Here is a 17,236-nt window from a genome sequence, read left to right as displayed (position 1 = left end):
CCACCTCTCTGCTGATGTTGCTCTGTAAGCAGAGCAACATCGGGAGGGAAGCATGGAAGACACACTCAACAATAATGCACGTCAGCCCGTTCTGCGCCTGCGCGCCGAACCACGTGCGACCAATGCTCACGGCCGCGTGCAGGCCGGTTGGTTACTGCACCAGATCGACTTGGCTGGTGCTACGTTTGCCGAGCGCAAAGCCAAGGGGCAGGTCACTACGGTGGCAGTGAATGCATTTCAGTTTGCTCATCCCATCCTCGTTGGTGATGTCGTATCCATTTATGCTGACTGTTTGCGCCTTGGGCAGAAATCGGTCACGGTGAAAATCACGGTCGAAGCCGAGCGCATGTGCGGAGAGTTACTGGCTATCACCGAGTTGATTTCCACCTATGTGGCAATCGACGCAGAAGGGCGCTCGCGCTTGATCTGAGCGCTGTGGGTTTCATGACAAGTGTCAAACGGCTGTTTGGAACGAATGCTCGAAAAAGCTGGAAAACCTTGTCTACTCTGGTAGTATCAATGTTAGGCCGACGCTACAGTACGGTCACAACAGCATGACAAACAATGCACAGAGGGAATGACACATGAAACTGAAACACCTCAGCCTGTCCGTGATGATGATGGGTGCCTCCGCTGCCGTCATGGCATCCGGCTATCACTTCGGTACCCAGTCGGTGAGTGCACAGTCCACCGCCAACGCCAGTGCGGCCGAAGCTGCTGATGCTTCTACCATCTTCTACAACGCTGCCGGTATGACCAAGCTGGAAGGTACCAACTTCTCCGGTGCCTTGAACTTGGTAATGCCCAGTGTCAAATACAGTAATGCCAGCGCCACCTATCCGACTGCAGCGCTGACTGCTACTAACTCCACTGTTCAGGGCGTAAAAAGCGGTACCATCACCGATGACCTGATCGCCGTTCCCCACCTGTACGCCACCCACAAGCTGAATGACCAGATTACGGTCGGCTTGGGTATTTACGTGCCGTTTGCCTCCTCTACCGAGTACGAGCGTAATTCGGTATTGCGTTACAACCTGAACGCCACTTCGCTGAAAACCATCGATATCAACCCGACTATCGCCTTCAAACTGAACGAGCAGCACTCGGTGGCGGTGGGGGTGATCGCTCAGCATGCCGAGGCCAGCCTGCGCCAGTATGCCAACTTCGGTTATGCCCTGGCGGGTGGTAATGCTGCGCTGCCGGGTTCGGTAGCCGGTAACGGCGCTGCTGACGGTTTTGCCGATGTGGATGGTGAAGACTGGGGCTTTGGTTATAACCTGGCCTGGATGTGGGACATTAACGAAGCAGCGCGCATTGGTGTGAATTATCGTTCCCAAGTTGAGCACACGCTGAAAGGTACTGCCAAGTGGGCGAAACCGGCAGCTGGTTACACTGCCCTTAATGCAGCAGGTTTCAAAGATAGTGAAGATGCGTCGGTTGCAATTGATACTCCCGAGTCGCTCTCTGTGCATGGCATGTACAAACTGAATCCGAAAGTGAACTTGTTCGGTGACATCACTTGGACTAAGCACTCGCGCTTTGATCGCGCTCGCCTGATTTATGGCAATGCCAAAACAGGCCAAGGTGACACCACTTATCTGTTCCCGGCTTGGGAAGATACCTACAAGGTGTCGCTGGGTGGTTCCTACCAGTACTCTGACGATCTGCAATTGCGTGCCGGTGTGGCGTATGACAAGTCCCCGGTGCCAAATGATAACTACCGTCTGGCCACCATGCCTGACAACGATCGCACCTGGTTGTCGTTTGGTGGCAAGTACAATCTGAGCAAAGTTGCCTCCGTCGACTTTGCCTACTCTTACATTTTCATCAAGGATGCTAAGGCGAACGTGAACGGTACTTGCTCGTTCCAAGGTGTAAGTCAGTGCGTATCCAGTCAGACCAGAGGTACTGCTGATTACAAATCGTCTGCCCAGATCGTTGGTGTGCAGTACAACCATCGTTTCTAATGCTTGATTCTGCGGCCAACCTGCGGGTTGGCCGCAATAGACACGGCGGTTGCCGTGTTTTTTTGGAAAGATGCTGAATTTTGGTTCAGATACTCTAAAAACAGATCTTTCTTCAGACTGCTTACCCGGAATCTATAATCCGTGAAGCGTTTAACCATGTTTGTTCGTTAAGACAACCGAGGAAACCATGTCTCAGACCAAATTCATCGTACGCAAGGTAGCCGTTCTGGGCGCCGGCGTGATGGGGGCGCAGATCGCCGCTCATCTGGTTAATGCCAAGGTGCCAACCGTTCTGTTCGACCTTCCGGCCAAGGAAGGCAACAAGAGCGCCATCGCACTGAAAGCCATCGAAGGCCTGAAAAAGCTGAAACCGTCCCCGCTGTCCAATAAGGATGCCGTCAACTTCATTCAGCCTGCCAACTACGAAGATCACCTGCACCTGCTGAAGGATTGCGACCTGGTTATCGAGGCGATTGCCGAGCGCATGGACTGGAAAGCCGACCTGTACGCCAAAGTCGGTCCGCATCTGGGCGAGAACACCATTTTTGCGACCAACACATCCGGTTTGTCGATCAATCAGCTGGCCGAGTCGCTGCCGGCCGAATTGAAACCGCGTTTCTGCGGCGTGCACTTCTTCAACCCGCCGCGCTACATGCATCTGGTCGAGATCATTCCGTGCGTGGGCTCGGATGCCGCTATCCTGGATAACCTGGAGCGCTTCCTGGTGTCCACGCTGGGCAAGGGTGTGATCCGTGCCAAAGACACGCCGAACTTCGTTGCCAACCGCATCGGCGTGTTCTCGATGCTGGCGACTATCGCCAATGCCGAGAAGTACGGCATCCGTTTCGATATCGTCGACGACCTGACCGGCCCGCGCCTGGGTCGTCCGAAGTCTGCCACGTTCCGCACTGCCGATGTGGTAGGCCTGGATACCTTCTCCCACGTGGTGAAAACCATGCAGGACACGCTGCCGAACGACCCGTGGCACGCGCTGTTCCAGTCGCCGCAGTGGCTGCAGAAGCTGATCGCTGATGGTGCTTTGGGTGCCAAGGCCAAGCGTGGCATCTACAAAAAAGAAGGCAAACTGATGTTTGTCATCGACCCGGCCACTGGCGAATACGTCGGCTCCGGTCAGAAGGGCGACGATAGCGTCAAGGAAATCCTGAAGATCGCCAACCCGGCAGAAAAATTCAAGAAACTGCGCGAGAGCGAGCACCCGCAGGCACAGTTCCTGTGGGCCTGCTTCCGCGACGTTTTCCACTACATTGCCTTCCACCTCGGCGATATCGCCAACTGCGCTCGTGACGTTGACTTCGCCATCCGTTGGGGCTTCGGCTGGTCGGTGGGTCCGTTTGAAACCTGGCAGTCTGCTGGCTGGAAGCAAGTAGCCGAGTGGGTCGATGCCGACATCAAGGCGGGCAAATCGCTGGCTGCGGCCAACCTGCCGGCCTGGGCGCTGGAAGCCGACCGCGCCGGTGTTCACTTTGTCGATGGCTCCTTCGACGCCGCTGCAGGCAAGTTGGTGGGCCGTTCCACGCTGGATGTGTACGCGCGTCAACTGGCACCGGCCAAGGTGCTGGGTGAGGCCGCAGGCCTGCTGGGCGAAACCGTTTACGAAAACGACGGCGTGCGTGCCTTCACTACCGGTGACGACGTACTGGTGGTGTCGTTCAAGTCCAAAGCACATGCCATTGGCCCGGATGTGATCGACGGAGTACACGCGGCGCTGGATATCGCCGAAGCCCGTTTCAAAGGCCTGGTGATCTGGCAAACCGAAGAGCCGTTCTCGGTAGGGGCTGACCTGCAGTCCATGCTGCCAGCGTTCATGATGGGTGACTGGGATGCTATCGACACTATGGTGCGTCGCTTCCAGGAAACCTCGATGCGCTTGCGTTACAGCCAGATTCCGACCGTTGCTGCAACGCAAGGTTACGTGTTTGGTGGCGGCTGCGAGTTTGCCATGCATTGCGACAAGGTGGTTGCTGCGCTGGAATCGTATGTCGGCTTGGTAGAGGTAGGCGTTGGCCTGCTGCCGGGTGGTGGCGGTTGCAAAGAGTTTGCGCTGCGTGCTGCCCGTGAAGCCAAAGGCGACGTGCTGGCTGCACTGAAAGACTACTTCATGGCCATTGCCACCGCCAAAGTGGCGACCAGCGCGCATGAAGCCCAGGAAATCGGCTTCTTCCGTGCTACCGACAACGTGGTGTTCAACGCTTACGAGCTGCTGCACGTTGCCAAGCAACAGGCGCTGTCGATGTACGAAGCGGGCTACCGTCCGCCGATGGCAGGTGGCAAGTTCCCGGTGGCGGGTCGTTCCGGCGCTGCTTCCATCAAAGGTCAGCTGGTCAACATGCTGGAAGGTCACTTCATCAGCCAGCACGACTTCACCATCGCCGGCCTGATCGCCGACGTGATGACCGGTGGCGATGTGGAGCAAGGCACGCTGGTGAACGAGCAATGGATTCTCGATCTGGAACGCAAGGCCTTCATGACCCTGCTGAAATCCAGTAAAACCCAGGATCGCATTGCCAACATGCTCACCACCGGCAAGCCGCTGCGTAACTAAATCTAGCCAGAATACAGACTGGCCGGCGGCTGAGGGGCCAAGCCGGCCAGTTCGAAGGAGATTGAAAAAATGGTCAAACAAGTACAGGAAGCTTACATCGTCGCCGCCACCCGTACCCCGGTGGGCAAGGCACCGCGTGGCATGATGCGCCACGTGCGCCCCGACGACATGCTGGCTCATGTGATCAGCGGTGCGCTGGCGCAGGTGCCGACGCTCGACCCGAACCTGATTTCCGATTGCGTGGTGGGTTGTGCCTTCCCGGAAGCCGAGCAGGGTCTGAACATGGCACGTATCGGCGTGCTGCTGGCAGGTCTGCCCAATACCGTTGGCGGTATCACCATCAACCGTTACTGCTCGTCCGGCATTAACGCCGTGCAGATTGCGGCCGACCGTATCCGTATGGGCGAGGCCGATGTGGTGATCGCGGCAGGTTCCGAATCGATGTCCATGGTGCCTATGATGGGCAACAAGGTATCGCTGAACCCCGAAGTGTTTGCCAAAGACGAGAACTACGCCATTGCTTACGGCATGGGCCTGACCGCCGAAAAAGTGGCGCAGCAGTGGCGCATTTCCCGCGAAGATCAGGACGCATTCGCGGTGGAATCGCACCGTCGTGCGCTGGCGGCCATCGATGGCGGCAAGTTCAAGAACGAAATCACCCCGCTGGAAGTGACCTACCGTACGCCGAACCTGGAAACCGGCGAAGTGATCAGCAAGACCCACGTGCTGGATACCGACGAAGGCCCGCGCCGCGAAACCACGCTGGAAGGCCTGGCCAAACTGAAAACCGTATTCGATGCCAAGGGTAGCGTGACTGCCGGTAACTCGTCGCAGATGTCCGATGGCGCGGGTGCAGTGATCTTGGTATCCGAGCGTGTGCTGAAAGAGCTGAACCTGACCCCGCTGGCGCGTTACGTTACTTTCTCGGTGAAAGGTGTACCGCCGGAAATCATGGGTATCGGCCCGAAAGAAGCCATTCCGGCTGCGCTGAAGCAGGCCGGTCTGTCGCAGGATGACCTGAAATGGATCGAGCTGAACGAGGCGTTTGCCGCCCAGGCACTGGCCGTAGCGCGTGATCTGGAGCTGGATATGTCCCGCGTTAACCCGCACGGTGGCGCCATTGCGCTGGGTCACCCGCTGGGCGCGACGGGTGCCATCCGTACTGCCACGCTGATTCATGGCATGCGCGATGCCGGTATTCAGGGCCACGGCATGGTGACCATGTGTATCGGTACCGGTATGGGTGCTGCCGGCATTATCGAGGTGCTGTAAAGCATTGCGACCAACCGCTTGGTTGGCCGCACTATCCTGAAAAAGGCCGACGCCATGTCGGCCTTTTTTATTGCCGCTAAACCTCACTGTGATAGGCAGGGTCTGGAGCGTAGTGCAGTCAAGCACAAGACAATGGTGGTGAACCTCTCGCTGCGGCTTGCCGTTGGCGGGGTGTGTTGTCATCTATTGCGTTGGTTGCTGTTTGCATGTCCGCCTTTTGGCAAGAGGCCCGTTCTAAAAGTAAAAGCCGGCCTCGGGTGGCCGGCTTTCTGGCGTGAGCTGTAGAGTTGTTTACAGGCGTTCCAGTGTTTCAAATTCTACCTGCTGGCAGTCTTCGAATACTGCGCTGCTTTGCAGTACGCGGATCTGGTACGACTTGCCGTTGGCCGCAAAGGTCAGCTCTTTACCGTTGTCTGCTAGCCGCTTGGGTATCAGAAAAACACGCTGCCCCTTTTTTGCATTGGTTTGGGTAATGTACAGCCCGCTGCTGCTGCCACTGTCGATGCCTGTTTCGCTCAGTGTCACAGGGAGCGGCAGGCTGCCCAGGACCTCTACGCCAACACGGGTACCACCCTCTACTAGCCGTTGTACGCGGCGAATGACGCATAGTTGTCCCGGGTAGTCGCGCGACGACACCCAGATGGTGCGGCCTATCATCAGGCTTTCGACAGCGCGGCCAAGGTAGGTCAGGCCAAAGCCGGCCTCGCTGGCATCGTTTACCCGCCACTCGTCGTTGGCTTCATCTAGCTGCAAGGTGTTGCGGTTGACTTTTAGATGGTGCGCAATTTTCTCGAAGCCGATTTCCACGCGTGCGTGGCCAGAATAGCTCAGACGCTCGTGTTGCCGCATCGATTTGCCACCGTCCTGCGACCAGCGGGCCGCCAGCTTTTGTAGCAGATTGCGCCAAGTGGGCGTATCCATCGCTGGCAACGCCTGGCGGAAGCCCTCGGGAATGCCTTGGTCAAAATCCAGAATCAGGTCGGCCAGGCGATTGACCACGAAGTCGCCAGACCAATAGCGACAGCCTTTGCCCAGCGTACCTCGCCGCAGCAGCTGGGGTGGCGCTGGCAGATCAAGATTAATAACGTACTGGAATTCACTGCTGGAGGCCGACGTCTGTAAGCGGATGCCTTCCGACAGCCTTGCCAGCAGCAGATGAATGGCCTCGATCTCGATAGTCAGCAGATTGTCGGTTTGCGCCAAATGCAGCATGGCTGCCTGGATCAGCAACTGTTCGGCAGTGGTGGACTCTGCTTGCTCTTCATACATGGTGATGGCTTTATTGTGAAAGCCATATTGTTCGGCAAAGGTATACAGCCGATAGGCTTGCTGCCAGGTATTGCCATCTGCCGAGATGTAGCGCAACGCGCTCCATTTGATCAAGCTGAGCTGATGGTGCAGGGCACGGATGGCGACCCGCTCGATCAGCGGGTCTGGCTGCGAAGATTTGCTGCTTTGAAACTGACGCAGGCACAGCTGGTAACCGTTGGATAGCTCTGTCCAGTAGGCGAGGATGCTGGGAAGAAAGGACTTGGAGCGCGAGGCGCCGATCAGGAATTCCTTGCACAGCTTTTTGTGCATGTCGACGGCGCGGGTATCCACGTACAACAAGGTATGGATGCGATCCTTTAGGGTGACATTGGCATCCTTGTTGATTTTGGCTACCGCCTTGATGATTTCAACCAGCGCAGTGTAGTACTCGGCATTCGGCAGGTTTTTCACCAGCATGGTTGCCGACTCGGTCGACTCGCTGGAGTTCTTTTTCCTGCCAGAAATGGCACTGATGATGGCTTTGATATCGATCATTGGGTAGGGGTGTCTTGTTCGGTTTGCCTAAGCATCGTCGTGAAGTTCTTGAAATATAGCGTAAACCATAAATCGATAGGTAATCCATAGCTTACTTTGACAGTATTCTATACCTACGTCTTACCTTGTGGTCGCAGACTACATTCTACTCCCTTCAGCCCACGACTGATACTGCATTAATCATTTGTTTAATATGCAAATAAGATTATATTTTCTTGATATAAAGTGCATAGTCATGATCGGCGGGTAACCTTTGCCATTGTCCTTGTGTGGAGAAATACAGACATTCGTTTGATTTTGATTTATTGAAATTTTGGTGTTTTGTGCTGCTATGTTCGGGGCCAGTGTAAATTGAGCCTTCACTCTAATTTTGGGGTGATCAAGGCTGGCAAAGACCAGTGCCAACACGACGAGGAGTACGAATGAACAAGCTCAAGACTGTAAAGCATGCGCTGGCAGCTGCTGCATTCATGGTATGCAGCCTGCAAAACGTTTATGCCATGGGAACCCAGCCCCCGGCTGATAGTGAGGCTACCTACACGAAGACCAAATACCCCATCGTGCTGGTACACGGTGTTCTGGGGTTCGATAGCTTGCTGGGTATGGATTACTTCTATGGCATCCCGGCTGAGCTGCAGCGCAGTGGCGCACAGGTATACGTCGCACAGGTGTCGCCTGCCGACAGTTATGAAAAGCGCGGCGAGCAATTGCTGGAGCAAGTGCAGCGTATCGTCGCGATGACTGGTGCGCAGAAGGTAAACTTGATTGGCCATAGTATGGGTTCACCCACGTCGCGCTATGTGGCTTCGGTACGCCCTGACCTGGTGGCTTCTGTTACCAGTGTGGGTGGTGTCAACAAAGGGTCGAAAGTAGCTGATGCGCTACGTGGCGTACTACCCGCAGGCTCGGTTGCCGAATCGGTAGCCGTGGCGGCGGGCGGTGCATTTGCCAGCCTGATCCGTTTGTTCTCTACCGGCAGCAGCCTGTCACAAGACGAGTTGGCCACGCTCAATTCGCTGACCACAGCTGGTACGCTGGCATTCAATAGTCGCCATCCTCAGGCGGTGCCGACTACCGCTTGCGGCGAAGGGGCATACCAGGTTAATGGTATCCATTACTTCTCGTGGTCGGGTGCGCAACCCTATACCAATCCGCTGGACGTGGGCGATCCGCTGCTGGCTGCCACCGGCCTGGTGTTCGGCGCTGAACCGAACGACGGCTTGGTGTCGAGCTGCTCGTCCAATCTGGGGCAGGTGATTCGCAACAATTACCGCTTCAACCATCTGGACGAGACCAATATGTTCTTCGGCCTGGGCAATATCCTGGAAACCAGCCCGGTCACGCTGTTCCGCCAGCATGCCAACCGCTTACGTAATCTGGGAGTGTAAGCATGCGGCTGCAAGGCAAACTATGGCTGCCATTGCTGCTGGCTGCATTGGCTGCAGCCTATTGGTGGCAGTCTCACCCCGCCACGCAGCCCTTGGAAGAGGGGGTGTTTGCCCCCTCGCTACGGCAGACGGCGGTAGATGGTCTGCCGGCTGCAGCGGCAGACGGCAAGATGGACGTGTTGCAGCTCAAGGCGCTGTTTGATTACTACTTGGCCACTCAAGGCGAGCGCACTTTGCCGGAAATTCGTCAGGAAGTGGAAAGACAGTTGGCCGCACGCCTGAGCGGCCAACCATTGCAGGATGCGGTGGACTTCTTCCATCGTTACTTGGCCTATCTTGGCGAGTTGGGCGCGGCAGGTAAGGTACGCCCGGTATCGGCTGACGTGGTATTGCAGATGCGTGAGCGGCTGCAGTTGCTGCGTCAGTTGCGAGCGCGTCATTTCAGCCCACAGGAAGTGCGCCAGCTGTTTGCCCAGACCGATGCGATGGACGAACTGATCCTGCAGCGCATGGATATTCAGCGCCGGCAGAATATCAGCGCCACAGAAAAGCAGCGTTTGCTGGCCGAGTTGGAGCAAAACCTGCCGCCGGAACAGCGTGCCGCACGGCAGCAGGCCACGCAGCATGTGGTGCTGGCCGAGGCCGAGCAGCAATTGCGCCAGCAAGGTGGTACGCCTGAGCAGCTGCAGGCTTTGCGTACCAGCATGGTAGGCGCCGAGGCAGCGCAGCGCTTGGCCGCCGTAGACGCGGAAGCTGCAGCTTGGCAGGGCAAGCTGCAGCAGTGGCAGCAGCAGCGCGAGCAGCTGGGCAAGGACAGCAGTTTGTCCGAGCTGCAGCGCCAGCAAGCGCTGCAGACGCTGGAGCAACAGCTGTTCAGCGAAAACGAGCGCAAGCGGCTTATCGCCTATCAATAAGCCTCGCTGCAGTGCCATCGGTGCCAGTGCCGATATTGAAAAACCCCCACTGCTACGTGCAGCGGGGGTTTTTTTATCATGTTGCCGTACCGGTGGTGCGGTACAGGCAATCTGGGCTCAGGCAAACAGCTGTTGCAGGCCAGCGCCGGGGTCGTCCTGGCGCATGAAAGCTTCGCCCACCAGGAAGGTATGCACCGCATGCTCGCGCATCAGCTGTACGTCGGCCGGTTTGATGATGCCGCTTTCGGTAACGGCGATGCGGTCGTTGCCGATCTCCGGCAGCAGGCGCAGCGTGGTGTCCAGGCTCACTTCGAAGGTACGCAGGTTACGGTTGTTGACGCCCACCAGCGGTGTGCGCAACTGCAGCGCGGCTTGCAGTTCGTACTCGTCGTGTACCTCTACCAGTACCGCCATGCCGTATTCGTGCGCCAGCGCCTCGAAGTCGCGCATTTGGGGCAGATCGAGGCAGGCAGCAATCAGCAGGATGCAGTCGGCGCCGATGGCGCGTGCCTCGTGGATTTGGTACTCGTCCACCATGAAGTCCTTGCGCAGCACCGGCAGCTGGCAGGCGGCGCGGGCGGCTTGCAGGTAGTCTTCGTGACCCTGGAAGTACTGAGCGTCGGTCAGTACCGACAGGCAGGCGGCGCCGGCCTGCTCGTAGCTGGCGGCGATCTGGGCCGGCTGGAAGTCGGCGCGGATCACCCCTTTGCTGGGGCTGGCCTTTTTGGCTTCGGCAATCACGGCGGCGTGGCCGGCAGCGTGCTTGGCGCGGATGGCGGCCACGAAGTCACGCTGGTCGCCGTGGCGGTCTTCGGCTGCGGTGCGCAGGCTGGCCAGGCTGCGTTGCGGGCGGCGGGCGGCCACTTCTTCAACCTTGGTGGCGCAGATCTTTTTCAGGATGTCGGACATGTGCGTGTGGACTTTCTGCTGTGCACCTAGCGGCGCAGATGGGATTCGAAGAATGCTAGCAAACGCTGCGGCAACCACGCCAGTGTGCCGGGAAACGGGCCACTGACAAAACCGACGTGTCCGCCTTCTGCGGGTTGTTCCAGCGTGACGGCCGGGCTGACCTCGTGCGGGCCGGGCAGGGCGTGCGGCGGCAAGAACGGGTCGTTCATCGCGTTCAGCACCAGGGTTGGCCGCATGATGCGCCGCAGCAGCGGCTTGCTGCTGGCGCGGGCCCAGTAGTCGTGCACGTCACGGTAACCGTGCAGCGGCGCCGTGACCAGATTATCGAACTCGCCGAAAGTACGCGCGCGGCGCACGGCGTTGGCGTCGAACAAACGCGGGTGGTAGTGCAGCTGGCGTAGCGATTTCGGCTTCAGGGTGTTCATGAACATGCGGGTGTACAACACGCGGCCCAGCCCCCGGTCCAGCCGGGTACTGGCTGCCGCCAGGTCTAGCGGTGCCGATACCGCCGCTGCTGCCAACGGCAGCGCGCTGTCGGGCTGTTCGCCTAGGTAGCGCAGCAGCATATTGCCGCCTAGCGAGACGCCTGCGGCAAACAGCTGCGTATTTTCTGCGGCCAACCTGTGGCATATCCAGGCAATCTCGGCGGCATCGCCGGCGTGATAGGCGCGGGGCTGGCGGTTTTCTACGCCGCCACAGCCGCGAAAATGCGGCACCGCACCGTGCCAGCCACGGCGTGCCACTTCGTGCATCAGGGCGATGGCGTAGTGGCTGCGGCTGCTGCCTTCCAGGCCATGAAACAGCACCACTAGCGGCTGGCCGGGCTGGCCGTCGATGCGGTCGACGGCAATTTGGCCGCCGTCTGGGGTGTGCCACAGCTCGCGCCGGTACGCCGGTGCTGTTTGCCGGATCAGCAACGCAGGCCAGATGGTTTGCGCGTGGCTGCCGCGCAGCCAGCGCGGCGCTTGGTAGTGGCTCACGCTTGCGGTTTGATGGCCGACTTGGGGCGGAACGCCTTGACCACTTCGTCGCGGGTTTCCACGTAGGGGCCGCCAATCAGGTCGAGGCAGTAGGGCACCGCCGCAAAAATGCCGGGTACGGTGACGACGCCGTCTTCGCGCAGCCCTTCCAGTGTTTCGCGGATGGCTTTCGGCTGGCCGGGCAGGTTCAGGATCAGGCTTTGCTTGCGGATGACGCCAACCTGGCGCGACAGGATGGCGGTGGGCACAAACTTCAGGCTGATCTGGCGCATCTGCTCGCCAAAGCCGGGCATCTCGCGGTCGGCAACGGCCCGCGTGGCTTCCGGTGTCACGTCGCGCGGGGCGGGGCCGGTGCCGCCGGTGGTCAGCACCAGGTGGCAGCCTTGTTCGTCCACCAGTTCGCGCAGCGTGGCTTCAATGCCGGCTTGCTCGTCGGGAATCAGGCGGGTAACCGTTTCAAAAGGGGAGCGGATGGCCAGGCTCAGCCAGTCCACCAGCGCCGGAATCCCCTTGTCTTCGTAGATACCTTGGCTGGCGCGGTCCGAGATGGAAACCAGCCCCACTTTCAATGTCATGCCTCCTCGTCCTCGTCGTGATCGTCTTCCGGGGCGTTTTTCTGGCGGCCTTGTTCCGGAATCAGTTCCTTGATCATCTGGAACAGCTGACGGGTGGCTTTCGGCGGCTTGTTTTCTTCGCGCTCTTTACGGGCGTTGCGCACGGTGGTGCGCAGTTGTTGCACGTCGGCGGACGGGAAGTCGTCGATAAAGATCTGTACGTTCTTGTCGTCTTCCAGCAGGCGTTCGCGCCAGCGTTCTACTAGGTGCAGCCAACGGGTGTGGGCGCTGCTGTCGCCGCGCAGGGCGGCCAATTGCTGTTCGATCGGTTCCGGATCGATGTCACGCATCAGTTTGCCGATGTATTGCAGCTGACGACGCTTGGCGCCGTTAGCGGTAAAGCGCTGATAGTCGAGGACGGCGGCCAGCAGGCCTTCGTCCAGGGCCATCTTTTTCAGCTTGGCGGCCGGCAGCTCGGTCAGGGCGCGACCGATGTTCTGCAGCGCGTCCATATCGCGCTTGAGCTGGGATTTGCTGGGTGGCATGCCGTCGTGGCTGCCATTGTTGAAAACGTTCGACATTCGCTAAGACTTGATTAAGGTTTCAAGCTGGTATGATACCGGAAAACCCGCAGTCACGGCCGATTGCCGTGTCTTGCCATCGTGCCAATAACCCGAGAACAACCTTATGGCAGAGCAGATTTTTTCCTATTCCGAAACCGAGCTCGCCGCCGTTGCCGAGCGCTTGCTGGCACTTGCGGCTGCCGGTGGTGCTACCGCTGCCGAAGCGGATGTGTCCGAAGGCTGCGGCCAGAATGTGTCGGTGCGCCTGGGCGAAGTGGAAACCATCGAGTACAACCGCGACAAGGGTGTGTCGCTGACGGTGTATCTGGGCCAGCAGAAGGGCCATGCCAGTACCTCCGATTTTTCCGAACAGGCGCTGGCCGATACCGTCGCGGCGGCGCTCAATATTGCCCGCTACACCATGGGTGACGATTGCGCCGGCCTGGCGGACCCGGCCTTGCTGCTGCAAGCCGGCCAGCGTCGCGATCTGGACTTGTACCACCCGTGGGACCTGCCGGTTGATGACGCCATCGCCCTGGCGCGCGAATGCGAAGACGCAGCCCGCGCCGCCGACCCGCGCATTACCAATTCCGAAGGTGGCACCGTGGCCACCCACGCTACCCGCCATTGCTACGCCAACAGCCACGGCTACAGCGGCAGCCTCACCACCTCGCGCCACAGCCTGTCGGCGGCGGTGGTGGCCAGCGGCGACGACAGCATGCAGCGCGATTACTGGTACACCACCGCCCGTCACGCCGGCGACCTGCTGTCGGCGGCCGAGGTTGGCCGCATGGCGGGCGAGCGCACCGTGCGCCGCCTGAATGCCCGCCGCGTCAAGACCGGGCAGTACCCGGTGATTTTCGAGGCGCCGGTAGCGGGTAGCCTGCTCAGCCACCTGGTGCAGGCGGTGAGCGGCGGCAGCCTGTACCGCAAGTCCAGCTTCCTGCTGGATAGCTTGGGCAAGCAGGTGGCCGCGCCGTTGCTGGACGTGTACGAAGACCCGTTTGTACTGCGTGGCCTGGCCAGTGGTTGTGCCGACGACGAGGGCGTGGCCACCGTCGCGCGCCAGTTTATCGATAAGGGCGTGTTGCAGGGTTACTTCTTGGCCAGCTACTCGGCGCGCAAGCTGGGCATGCAGAGTACCGGTCACGCTGGTGGCCCGCACAATCTGCTGGTGCGGCCAACCTTGGCTGGCGGCCTGCAGGCGTTGCTGGCGCGCATGGGCACCGGCTTGCTGGTGACCGAGCTGATGGGGCAGGGCATCAACCTGGTGACCGGTGATTACTCGCGTGGCGCCAGCGGCTTCTGGGTGGAAAACGGTGTGATCGCCTACCCGGTGGAAGAGCTGACCATTGCCGGCAACCTGCGTGACATGCTGCAAGGCATCGACGCTATCGGTGATGACGTGGATACCCGCGGCAGCCGCCATATCGGTTCGGTGCTGCTGTCGCCGCTGACGGTAGCGGGCGAGGCGTGACGCCAGCCTACTGGCAGCAGGCGTGTGCCGAGTTGGCCGCCACGTGTCCGGCAATGGCCGAGCTGGTGGCCCGCTACCCGGCTAGCGTGCTGCGTACCCGTGGCGAACCGTTCGAGACCCTGCTGCGCGCCATCGTCGGGCAGCAGATCTCCATTGCCGCCGCAGACGCCATCTGGGCCCGGCTGGCGGCCTTGCTGGACACCACCCGCCCGGCCGCCGTAGCGGCAGTGGCGCCCGACGCCTTGCGTGCCTGTGGTTTTTCGCAGCGCAAAGTAGAGTACGCGCAAGACCTGGCGCAACACTTTCTGGATGGCCGCATCCAGCCGGCGCAGTTCGATGCGTTGGACGACGAGGCCGTCATCCGCGAGCTGGTGGCGGTGCGAGGCATTGGCCGCTGGACGGCCGAGATGTATCTGATCTTTAATCTGTGCCGGCCGGATGTGTGGCCGGTAGACGATGTCGGCCTGCAAAAAGCCCTGGTGCAGATCCATGGCCTGGATGCGCGCCCGGCGCTGGCAGTATTCCGCCAGATGGGCGAGCGCTACCGGCCGTGGCGCAGTGTGGCTACTTGGTATCTGTGGCGCATGCTGGACCCGGTAGAGGTGCAGTACTAGCCGGCGTCGATGTCGCGCTACGAAGCGCCGTTTCGTGTTCCATACTCAAAACAAAACAGGGAGCGAGACATGGACAAGCCGGCAATCGGGCTGGTGCTGGCGGGTGGTGGTGCCCGCGCCGCCTATCAGGTGGGGGTGTTGATGGCGGTGGCGCACATGCTGCCGCGCGATCATGGCAACCCGTTTCCCATTATCAGCGGCACCTCGGCAGGTGCCATCAACGCCGTGGGCTTGGCAGCAGGGGCGACGCACTTTCGCCAGGCCACGGCCTTTCTGGCCAAGATGTGGAAAAACCTGCACGTGGCGCAGGTGTACCGCGCCGACTGGCCGTATTTTGCCCGCGCCTTTCTGGCCTGGGGTGGCTCGGTGCTGACCGGTGGCAAGCTCATTCATAATCCCAGCAGTTTTCTCGATAACAGCCCGCTGCGCGACTTGCTGACCGATGCGGTGCGCTTCGACGGCGTGGCGCGGGCTATTGATGCTGGCCAGCTGCGGGCACTGGCGCTGACCGCCTCCTGCTATACCACCGGGCAGTCAGTAACCTTTTTCGAGGGAGAAGACTGTATCGATGAGTGGCAGCGCCACCAGCGCCACGGTGTGCGAGAACGCATCGGCATTGACCACCTGATGGCCACCTCGGCCATTCCGTTGATTTTCCCTGCGGCTACCATCAGCGGCCGCTTCTACTGCGATGGTGCCATTCGCCAGATGGCGCCGCTGTCGTCTGCCTTGCACTTGGGGGCAGAGAAATTGTTCGTGGTGAACCTCAATACCGAGCGCAAGCCGCAACCGGAGCGGCGTCTTGCCGGCGACCGGCCAACGCTGGCGATGATCTTCGGCCATTTGCTCAGCAGCATCTTTTTTGACAGTATGGCGGCCGATATGGAGCGTCTGACGCGCGTCAATCACACTATCTCGCTGCTGGACGAGCAGGTGCGTTGCAGCGGCCGCACCATGCTGAAGCGGGTAGAGGTGTTCAATATGTCGCCCAGCGTGTCGCTGGAGGCCATCGCTTTCAAGCATGTGCAGCGCTTTCCGCCAGCGATGCGTTTCCTGATGCGTGGTGCCGGTGCCATGCGCAAGCGCGGTTCGGTGCTGGCCAGCTATTTGCTATTTGATCCTGCCTACGGTAAAGAGCTGATCGACCTGGGTTACAAGGATGCGATGGCGCGTCGTGACGAAATTCTGATTTTTTTACAAAACCATTAGTCTGTTATTGCTGTTGCTTTGCTATCGAGACGCGGCTGGTGCGGTAAGCACGGCGCGCGTCGCTTGGGTTGCGGCGTAGACAGAGCCGGTGCCTGGCACCGTTTTGAAAAGGGGAAATAATGCATTTAAGCAGACGGCAGGGTTTTGCCGCCATCGCCGCCACCTGCGCGGCAGCCATGGGCTTTGCCCTGTACGCCCAGCATGGGCTGGGTTTGGAGCCGTGCCCGCTGTGTATCTTCCAGCGAGTAGGAATTATCGCCACCGGTGTGCTGGCAGGCGTGTTTGCCGTGTTCAATCCGCAAAGGTTGGCCGCCAAGCTCGCGGGCGTGCTGGTAGCGCTGGCGGCGTTGGCGGGTGGCGCGGTGTCTGCCTGGCACGTCTACCTGCAACACCTACCGAAAGATCAGGTACCGGCTTGCGGCCCGGGGCTGGACTTCATGCTGGAGACGCTGCCGCTGAGCCAGGTGTTGGCTACCGTGTTCAAAGGTAGCGGCGAGTGCGCCGAGCTTGGCTGGACTTTCCTGGGGCAATCGATGCCGTTCTGGACCGGCTTGCTGTTTATTGCCCTTATCGCCACTGCCCTGTGGAATGCGTTTCGTAAAGCATAATCGGCCTTGAGCACGGTGCTGGTGAAGTCTGGCTGTTGATGTGGATGATCCAGCCTGGTGTTGCCTCCGGATAAATGCAAAACCCGCCTGTTAAGCAGGCGGGTTTTGCTTTGTGGCTAAGAAGTGCGTGTGCGGCGCAGCTGCTATTGCCTGTTCGGGATGTGTAAAGACATGGGTGCCTGTGGTGGTGATGCGGGCAGTGCTGAAAAACAGGCAAGCTGGCGAAGGGGCGGGCAATGCAAAAAGCCCCCCGAAGGAGGCTTTGCATTTTTTTTGGCGGAGCGGACGGGGCTCGAACCCGCGACCCCCGGCGTGACAGGCCGGTATTCTAACCAACTGAACTACCGCTCCAACCGTAAAGCTTGGTGGGCGTTGACGGAGTCGAACCGCCGACATTCTGCTTGTAAGGCAG

15 protein-coding genes and 1 tRNA gene are annotated in these 17,236 nt (G+C 59.6%); 10 read left to right on the top strand and 6 right to left on the bottom strand.

Annotated elements, in window-relative coordinates; genetic code table 11:
* Positions 1-52 precede the first annotated feature (52 nt).
* The 4 genes from ACK4FZ_RS01770 (at position 53) to ACK4FZ_RS01755 (ending at position 5,802) form a co-directional block, all read left to right on the top strand.
* On the top strand, positions 53-430 hold the full coding sequence (locus tag ACK4FZ_RS01770) for an acyl-CoA thioesterase (protein ID WP_409818015.1): 378 nt from the start codon (positions 53-55) through the stop codon (positions 428-430).
* Between the two features lie 154 nt (positions 431-584).
* Entirely contained in the window at positions 585-1,967 is a 1,383-nt protein-coding gene (locus tag ACK4FZ_RS01765) for an OmpP1/FadL family transporter (protein WP_409818014.1), read from the top strand.
* Between the two features lie 187 nt (positions 1,968-2,154).
* Entirely contained in the window at positions 2,155-4,530 is a 2,376-nt protein-coding gene (locus ACK4FZ_RS01760; protein ID WP_409818013.1) for a 3-hydroxyacyl-CoA dehydrogenase/enoyl-CoA hydratase family protein, read from the top strand.
* Between the two features lie 69 nt (positions 4,531-4,599).
* A complete protein-coding gene (locus ACK4FZ_RS01755; protein ID WP_409818012.1) occupies positions 4,600-5,802 on the top strand; it encodes an acetyl-CoA C-acyltransferase in 1,203 nt (400 codons plus the stop codon).
* Between the two features lie 291 nt (positions 5,803-6,093).
* Here ACK4FZ_RS01755 and ACK4FZ_RS01750 read toward each other — a convergent pair whose 3' ends face one another.
* A complete protein-coding gene (locus ACK4FZ_RS01750) occupies positions 6,094-7,608 on the bottom strand; it encodes a PilZ domain-containing protein (RefSeq protein WP_409818011.1) in 1,515 nt (504 codons plus the stop codon).
* Between the two features lie 422 nt (positions 7,609-8,030).
* Here ACK4FZ_RS01750 and ACK4FZ_RS01745 point away from each other — a divergent pair, with 422 nt between their 5' ends.
* Both ACK4FZ_RS01745 and ACK4FZ_RS01740 read left to right on the top strand, forming a co-directional pair.
* Positions 8,031-8,996 carry a lipase family alpha/beta hydrolase gene (locus ACK4FZ_RS01745; RefSeq protein WP_409818010.1) on the top strand — a complete coding sequence of 322 codons (966 nt, stop codon included), beginning with the start codon at positions 8,031-8,033 and terminating at the stop codon, positions 8,994-8,996.
* A gap of 2 nt (positions 8,997-8,998) precedes the next feature.
* Positions 8,999-9,910 carry a lipase secretion chaperone gene (locus tag ACK4FZ_RS01740; protein WP_409818009.1) on the top strand — a complete coding sequence of 304 codons (912 nt, stop codon included), beginning with the start codon at positions 8,999-9,001 and terminating at the stop codon, positions 9,908-9,910.
* A 117-nt stretch (positions 9,911-10,027) separates the two neighbouring features.
* Here the strand turns inward: ACK4FZ_RS01740 and trpC are convergent, their stop codons facing one another.
* The 4 genes from trpC to yjgA are packed head-to-tail and all read right to left on the bottom strand — an operon-like array spanning position 10,028 to position 12,934.
* Complete coding sequence (gene trpC / locus ACK4FZ_RS01735; protein ID WP_409818008.1) at positions 10,028-10,819, bottom strand: indole-3-glycerol phosphate synthase TrpC; 792 nt, start codon at positions 10,817-10,819, stop codon at positions 10,028-10,030.
* A gap of 26 nt (positions 10,820-10,845) precedes the next feature.
* Entirely contained in the window at positions 10,846-11,799 is a 954-nt protein-coding gene (locus ACK4FZ_RS01730) for a YheT family hydrolase (RefSeq protein WP_409818007.1), read from the bottom strand.
* On the bottom strand, positions 11,796-12,374 hold the full coding sequence (gene mog, locus ACK4FZ_RS01725; RefSeq protein WP_409818006.1) for a molybdopterin adenylyltransferase: 579 nt from the start codon (positions 12,372-12,374) through the stop codon (positions 11,796-11,798). Before mog ends, ACK4FZ_RS01730 begins: the two co-directional genes overlap by 4 nt.
* Positions 12,371-12,934 carry a ribosome biogenesis factor YjgA gene (gene yjgA / locus ACK4FZ_RS01720; RefSeq protein WP_409818005.1) on the bottom strand — a complete coding sequence of 188 codons (564 nt, stop codon included), beginning with the start codon at positions 12,932-12,934 and terminating at the stop codon, positions 12,371-12,373. The genes mog and yjgA overlap by 4 nt, the downstream gene beginning before the upstream one ends.
* A 106-nt stretch (positions 12,935-13,040) precedes the next feature.
* Between yjgA and pmbA the strand changes: the two genes are divergently transcribed.
* From pmbA to ACK4FZ_RS01700, 4 genes are all read left to right on the top strand, one after another.
* Entirely contained in the window at positions 13,041-14,393 is a 1,353-nt protein-coding gene (gene pmbA / locus ACK4FZ_RS01715; protein ID WP_409818004.1) for a metalloprotease PmbA, read from the top strand.
* A complete protein-coding gene (locus ACK4FZ_RS01710) occupies positions 14,390-15,007 on the top strand; it encodes a DNA-3-methyladenine glycosylase family protein (protein ID WP_409818003.1) in 618 nt (205 codons plus the stop codon). The genes pmbA and ACK4FZ_RS01710 overlap by 4 nt, the downstream gene beginning before the upstream one ends.
* A gap of 69 nt (positions 15,008-15,076) precedes the next feature.
* The gene (locus ACK4FZ_RS01705; protein ID WP_409818002.1) at positions 15,077-16,216 is read left to right on the top strand and encodes a patatin-like phospholipase family protein; all 1,140 of its coding nucleotides are present in this window, start codon (positions 15,077-15,079) and stop codon (positions 16,214-16,216) included.
* Positions 16,217-16,335: 119 nt separating this feature from the next.
* The gene (locus ACK4FZ_RS01700) at positions 16,336-16,824 is read left to right on the top strand and encodes a disulfide bond formation protein B (protein WP_409818001.1); all 489 of its coding nucleotides are present in this window, start codon (positions 16,336-16,338) and stop codon (positions 16,822-16,824) included.
* Positions 16,825-17,098: 274 nt separating this feature from the next.
* Here ACK4FZ_RS01700 and ACK4FZ_RS01695 read toward each other — a convergent pair.
* Positions 17,099-17,175 (bottom strand) — tRNA-Asp (locus tag ACK4FZ_RS01695).
* Between the last annotated feature and the right edge of the window lie 61 nt (positions 17,176-17,236).

The sequence above is a fragment of the Vogesella sp. genome, assembly GCF_046297735.1.
In the GTDB taxonomy this organism is placed as follows: domain Bacteria; phylum Pseudomonadota; class Gammaproteobacteria; order Burkholderiales; family Chromobacteriaceae; genus Vogesella; species Vogesella urethralis.
Note: the sequence above shows the minus strand (reverse complement) of the source record. Positions and strands in the feature narration are given on the sequence as shown.